The following is a 5990-nucleotide window of genomic DNA, read 5'->3' on the forward strand; positions in this document are numbered from 1 at the left end:
GGCTTGATTCTATCCAAGCACCGCGCCCCTTCCGCGATTAGGGGCGGCGGGACGCCGCCGCTACAGCCGTCGAGACGCCGGCGCAACGTCTGTCAGGCCGTTTTCACCTGCGGGACGAAGCCACGGCCGAGCAGCGCGCCGGCATTCACGATCTGCGTCAGCGCGCGATGGCGGTAGCTGAAGGCGTCGCGCACTAAACGTCGAGCGAAGAGCGCGTGCGCGATCCGGCCAGGCAGTTCAGGCCAGAGTTTGTAGTCGACTACGTCGCGCACCAGCGTGCCGGGCACACCCTCGCGGACAAGCGGCGCGAACTCGTGGCGATGCTCCCAGCTCATGAGCCAGGAGTGGTGTTCATCGCAGAAGTGGTGCGCCCAGCGGTATTCAGTGATGTATGCCCGATGCTGCCGGCGCCAGAGGGGCAGGAACGGCAGACAGTAGGAGAGCACGACTTGTGAACCGGCGCCGAGGAACGATGCTGCCCGGCTACGGAATCGCGCGGGGATATCGGCGGGTGCGACCAGGTCTTTTTCCTCGATGCGCACGCGGAGCGCATCCGGCTCGATGCGCAGCAGGTTCTCCACGTCCGAGAAGAACGCAAAGACGTCGGCGACCGGCGCCGCCAGCCATTGTTCGGTGTTGAATCTGTATGCCATAAGAGCCTCCTTATCACTCCAACCATTCGCGGATGTCGTTACTGCTGCGGACATGCAAAGCCCCGCCCGAGCCGGGCGCGCCGGCGGGCGGCGGTGTCAGGGGTATGGAACCTTGCGGCGCCGTTTTGGCGGGCGCCGGTTGCGGGACGGCACATCCGTTCCCGCGCATGCGCGCGAGCTCGGCGGCGACGCCGTCGTCGGTGTAGAGATGGAACAGCTTCGAGATGCGAATGCGGTTCTCGCTGATGAGCTGAAAGGCGGTACGCGCGAGCGGCAGCAGCTTCGGCGCCGCCAGGCGCAGCGCCCACTCGCGATAGTCGGCGAGCGCGTAGAGACACATGATCCAGGCGCGGTCGCCGTGGTAGACGCCGCCGTCATCGGCCACCACCACCAGCTCCTCTACCGTGTTCGGCAGGGTGGGGAAGCGGTCGCGTGCGTGGTCGGAGCCGGCAGGGATGAACTCCAGCGCCAGGAACTTTGGCTCTGCTTCCAGCCAGCGACGCGCGCGCTGGCACAAGCCGCAGTTGTAGTCGTAGAGCACAGTAAGTTTCCTCATGAGCTTCTTCATGACCGGCCTCCTCTCAGCGGCCTGGGCGGGCGCGTCGCCCGCCTCCACACGGGTGTTGGCTAGCGTGCGGGTTGCGGGACCGGGCTTCCGGTCGGGCTTCCACTCGGGCTTCCAGTCGGACTTCCAGTCGTCCCCAGAAACTCGTTGGGTGGGACCGGCGGCTTCTCGTTGCGCAGCAGCGCGCGCTTCCGCATGTTGGAGAAGACACGCAGGTTGAGGAAATGCATCGCGCCGAGGACGAGCAGCACCAGTCCCACCTTGGTGCTGAGGAACTCGATGGCCTGCTGCAGCGAGGCGGGCTTGTCGCCATATTTCAGCGCCAGCGTGACGTAGCCGATGTTGATGAGGTAGAAGCCGACGATCAGCAGATGGTTCACCGAATTCGCCAGCCGCTCGTTGCCGAGGAAGGCGTCGATCAGAAACAGGATGCCGTTCTTCGAAAGCGTGCGGGCCACCCAGATGGTGAGCGCCACGCTGATGACGATGTAGAAAACGTAGGCCCAGATGACATAGAGATTGTTCACTGGCATGATGCCTGCCTGCATAAAGCCTCCTGGTGTTGCGGGGCCAATCGGACTTGATCACTATCCTGAACATGTTCAAATGCTAGATGTACCGAGGTGCTGGCGTCAAGGAATTAGTGAATGTGTTCAAAAACGTGCTAACTGACTGTATTGGCTTGGGTTATTGGCGAGCGTGAGTTCACAGCCGAGCGGGTGATACTCTGTTGCGCTTCCGAAAAAGGAGACCTCTATGACGTCTACTCGCCGTGGCTTCCTGAAGGGCGCAGGTCTTGCGGCCGGTGTGGCGCTGGCCAGCCCAGCGGCTTTGGCGCGGCCGCTGGCTGACGACGCGCCCTGTAAGCCGCTGCCCGAGCCGATCGCGCGGCTGAAGTCGCGCAACAGCGAAGCCAAGCCGATCACGCCGGCGGAGCGGGAGCAGCGCCTCGAGCGCGCACGCGAGCTGATGCGGCTGAACCAGCTCGACGCCATCTCTCTTACGGGAGGCGCCTCGTTGAAGTACTTCAGCGGCATCTCGTGGTGGCTGAGTGAGCGGCTGTTCGCCATGGTGCTGCCGGCAAAGGGCGCGGCGTTCTTCGTGTGCCCGGCGTTCGAAGCGGACCGGGCGCAAGAGCAGATCACCGGCGGCCTGGGTTGGAAGGATCCGGAGATGCGTCTGTGGCAGGAAGATGAGAGCCCGTACGCGCTGGTGGCCGCAGGCATGAAACAGCGTGGGCTCGCGGCGGGCAAGCTCGGCATCGAAGAGCGAGTGTATTGGGTCTACAGCGAGGGCGTGGGGCAAGCGGCGCCGGCGGTGAAGCTCACGAGCGCCACACCGGTGACGGCGGGCTGCCGCATGATCAAGAGCGCGCACGAGCTGGAACTGATGCTGCTGGCGAACCAGGTGACGCTGGCGGCGTACGAAGCCGCGTATCGCTCGCTCAAGCCCGGCATGACGCAAAAAGATTTTGCGGGTTTCGTGGAACAGGCACACGTGCAGCTCGGCTTCGAGGGCGGCGCCGGCGTGCAGGTGGGCGAGAACTCGGCGCTGCCGCACGGCTCGGCGAAGCCACAGGTCGTGAAAGAGGGCACCATCCTGCTGGTGGATGGCGGGTGCTCGGTCGAAGGCTACCAATCCGACATCAGCCGGACGTTCGTGCTCGGCAGACCGACGGGAAAAACGGAGAAAATGAAAAAAGTGTTCGAGATCGTGCACGAGGCGCAATCCGCTGCCCTCGCAGCGGCTAAGCCGGGCGTGCCATGCGAGGCGGTGGACGCGGCCGCGCGCAAGGTCATCAGCGACGCCGGCTACGGACTGGACTACGAGCACTTCACCCACCGCGTAGGCCACGGCATCGGCATGGACGGCCACGAATGGCCGTATCTGGTGCGCGGTAACAAGCTGCCCATGGCGCCCGGGATGTGCTTCAGCGACGAGCCCGGGATCTATATCCGCGGCGAGTTTGGCGTGCGGCTCGAGGACATCATGCACATCACCGCGAACGGCGCGGAGCTGTTCACGCCGCAGAGTCCAAGCCTGGAAGAGCCCTTCGGCCCGCCCTAACGACAACGGCCAAACCCCAGCACCATCGCGATAAACGCAACCCCTAGTGGTTTCCCGAAAGGGAAGCGCGAGCCCTCGCGCTTTTGCGGACCGGCTGCACCGCCACCGGTGCAAGTACCTTTTCCACAACCAAGACCCTCAACTTAGCTGTTGACACGCAATCATTTGCGCGTAGGATGTGGTCTAAAGTGGTACAAAGTGGTAAGCAAATCAGTGGCTACTGGGGTAACAGGGTACAGGCAAACGCACCGGGTGCAATGAACACAAACGACCCGAAAAACGACGCCAACGACGCTAAAGCCCCTAGCACCACCGAAATGCTTACTGCCGTTGCCGGAATCGCAGTGATCGCAGCCCGGCATAGTCGATTGAACACCCAGAAACGGCGGGGAAACAAGTATGTTTCGCGGCAACCATCCAACCCGCGTCGACGAAAAGGGAAGACTCAAAATCCCGGCGGAGTTCAAGCGCCTGGTCGACGAGAAGTATGCCAACGCGTTCTACATCACCAGCGTGGATGGCGAGCGGGCGTTGATCTATCCGATGGAGGAATGGCAGCGCATCGAGGAGAAGTTAGCGCGCCTCTCCAGCTTCAATCCGACGAAGAAAAAGTTCTTGGACCGCACGAACTATTACGGCCAGTCGGTGGAGATGGACAACCAGGGCCGGCTGCTGCTGCCGGCGATGCTGCGCGATTCAGCGCAGTTGAAGGGCGAAGTGGCGGTGCTGGGGAACCTGACGCACCTGGCCGTGCGGAACATCGAAGCGTACCGCAAGGAGTTGGTAGAGAACCCGTTCACGGCTGAGGATGAAAAGACTCTCGACGAACTGGGCATCTAGTGGCGGACGAGTTCGAGGCAGACGAGATCATTGCCCCTGGGGGCAGGCATGGCGGCACCGGAGTTGGCCATGTCCCGGTTCTTTCAAAAGAAGCGATCGACTTTTTAGCAGTCCGGCGCGGCGCTTCCTATATCGACGCGACCTTGGGCTTAGGCGGGCACAGCTTGGAAATCGCAAGACGCCTGGGCGCACCGGGTCGTTTGATTGCCTTCGATAAGGATACGCGTGCGCTGGAACTGGCGCGTAAGCGCCTCGCCAGCCCGTCCGCGGAACTCGCGACGGACTGGCCAGAGGTGACCTTGCTGCACCGCAGCTTTGCCGAGATCGCGCGCACCGTGCCACCGAACAGCGTGGACGGGGTGCTCGCGGACCTCGGCGTGAGCTCGCTGCAGTTGGGTGATGCGGCGCGCGGATTCAGCTTTCAGGCGGAAGGGCCGCTCGACATGCGGATGGACCCGCACGGCGAGCGCACCGCCGATCAAGTGGTAAACCAGTTCGACGAGAGCGATCTCGCCGATCTGATTTACGAATTCGGTGAGGAAAGGAGGTCGCGGAGAATCGCCAGAGCCATTGTCCGCTCGCGGCCGGTACGAACTACCGCTCATCTAGCACAAGTTATATCGGCCGCGAGCCGGTCAATGAAATCTGACCGCATTCATCCCGCGACGCGCACTTTCCAAGCGATCCGGATCTACGTGAATCAGGAGCTGGAGGACCTCAAGGCGTTCCTCGGTGACAACGGGGCGCCGCACGTGCTCAAACCGGGTGGAAGGCTGGTGGTCATCAGCTTCCACTCGCTCGAGGACAGGATGGTGAAAGACGCGTTCCGCGAAGGCGCGCAACGCGGGCTGTTCAAGCCCCTGACCAAGAAGGTGGTCACGGCGAGTGACGAGGAGGTCGATCGCAATCCACGGTCCCGCAGCGCGAAGCTGCGAGCCGTAGAAAAAGTTTAAAGCTGCGAGCGGGTAGAGGCGCCGAGCAGCGAAAGTTCCGGGGCGACGCTGCCTACCTCTACTAGGGCGAATTGAAATTCCTCTGAAACCTTCCACTTACAGCGTTGTCCCGGAAAAGTTTAGAAGTAAACCGACCCCCTCCCCCGGTCGGAGGTGAACAAATGTACACAGGAAACATGATCGACAACCTGATCGCCAGCGTGCAGCAAGCCGAAGAGCACGCGGGCCTCGCGTTCGATAACCAGATGCCGGTGCAGGTGGAGGTCCGAGCCACCCACGCCTACCAGTTCGCTAACGACAACGAAGCGGTCTTTGGAGTCGCATAGATGGCAACCGCAGCGATGGCAGCAAGGGGAGCGCGGCACGCCCACAGTCAGGGACGCGGCGCCATTGTGGCGCAGACCTCGGCATGGCGAGGCGCGACGCCGGAGATCCACTTCGTGAAGGCGATCGACAACACGCGGCTGGTCAAGGTCGCGGACACGGAGCGCAATCGCGAGATGGCGCAGTTCGCGTGCGCCTGCGTGGTGCTGTTCGTGCTCGCGCTGGGCTACATGTGGCAGCACTACAGCGCGATCGAATACGGCTACCAGATCCAGGCGCAGAAGGGCGAGCGCGACCGCTTGAGCGACGTGAATCGCACGCTGCGTTTGGAAGAAGCGTCATTGCGCGATCCGGAGCGGATCGACGCGCTGGCGCGCGGCATGGGAATGGTCGCGCCGCAGCCGGGACAGGTCATCCAGCTCGACGCGCCGGCCTATGAGCCGAGTGGCGCGGTGCTGGCGCAGGTGTCGCAGGCCGTGGTGGTGCCGGCGACGCAATAGGCTTTCTTGCAGTGTGGTTGGCGTTAAGGTTCCGGTGTGTCTTCAACCAAAGCTCACATCCGGTAAAGCATGGCGGTCCCGCCTTGGC

Annotated in this window: 8 protein-coding genes; 5 read left to right on the plus strand and 3 right to left on the minus strand. The window is 62.9% G+C overall.

Annotated features, from left to right (window positions below; all coding sequences use genetic code 11):
• Positions 1-92: 92 nt before the first annotated feature.
• From M3P27_00945 to M3P27_00955, 3 genes are read right to left on the minus strand one after another with little or no spacing between them, the layout of a single operon-like run.
• Positions 93-653 (minus strand): hypothetical protein, encoded by a 561-nt coding sequence (locus tag M3P27_00945; GenBank protein ID MDP9266876.1) that lies wholly within the window; start codon positions 651-653, stop codon positions 93-95.
• Positions 654-666: 13 nt separating this feature from the next.
• The gene (locus M3P27_00950) at positions 667-1221 is read right to left on the minus strand and encodes a DUF393 domain-containing protein (GenBank protein MDP9266877.1); all 555 of its coding nucleotides are present in this window, start codon (positions 1219-1221) and stop codon (positions 667-669) included.
• Positions 1222-1280: 59 nt separating this feature from the next.
• Positions 1281-1751, minus strand: coding sequence for a hypothetical protein (locus tag M3P27_00955; GenBank protein MDP9266878.1), 471 nt, complete (start codon positions 1749-1751; stop codon positions 1281-1283).
• 223 nt (positions 1752-1974) lie between these two features.
• Here M3P27_00955 and M3P27_00960 point away from each other — a divergent pair, with 223 nt between their 5' ends.
• The 5 genes from M3P27_00960 to M3P27_00980 all read left to right on the plus strand — a co-directional run bounded on the left by M3P27_00960 (position 1975) and on the right by M3P27_00980 (position 5902).
• Complete coding sequence (locus M3P27_00960) at positions 1975-3285, plus strand: Xaa-Pro peptidase family protein (protein MDP9266879.1); 1311 nt, start codon at positions 1975-1977, stop codon at positions 3283-3285.
• Between the two features lie 399 nt (positions 3286-3684).
• Positions 3685-4125, plus strand: a complete 441-nt coding sequence (locus M3P27_00965; protein MDP9266880.1) for a division/cell wall cluster transcriptional repressor MraZ — start codon at positions 3685-3687, stop codon at positions 4123-4125.
• A 29-nt stretch (positions 4126-4154) separates the two neighbouring features.
• Positions 4155-5078 carry a 16S rRNA (cytosine(1402)-N(4))-methyltransferase RsmH gene (gene rsmH / locus M3P27_00970; GenBank protein MDP9266881.1) on the plus strand — a complete coding sequence of 308 codons (924 nt, stop codon included), beginning with the start codon at positions 4155-4157 and terminating at the stop codon, positions 5076-5078.
• 161 nt (positions 5079-5239) lie between these two features.
• Positions 5240-5404 carry a hypothetical protein gene (locus tag M3P27_00975; GenBank protein ID MDP9266882.1) on the plus strand — a complete coding sequence of 55 codons (165 nt, stop codon included), beginning with the start codon at positions 5240-5242 and terminating at the stop codon, positions 5402-5404.
• Positions 5405-5902, plus strand: a complete 498-nt coding sequence (locus M3P27_00980; GenBank protein MDP9266883.1) for a cell division protein FtsL — start codon at positions 5405-5407, stop codon at positions 5900-5902. It begins immediately after the preceding gene.
• The last annotated feature ends 88 nt before the right edge of the window (positions 5903-5990 follow it).

This window comes from Acidobacteriota bacterium, from assembly GCA_030774055.1.
GTDB lineage: Bacteria > Acidobacteriota > Terriglobia > Terriglobales > Acidobacteriaceae > JACPNR01.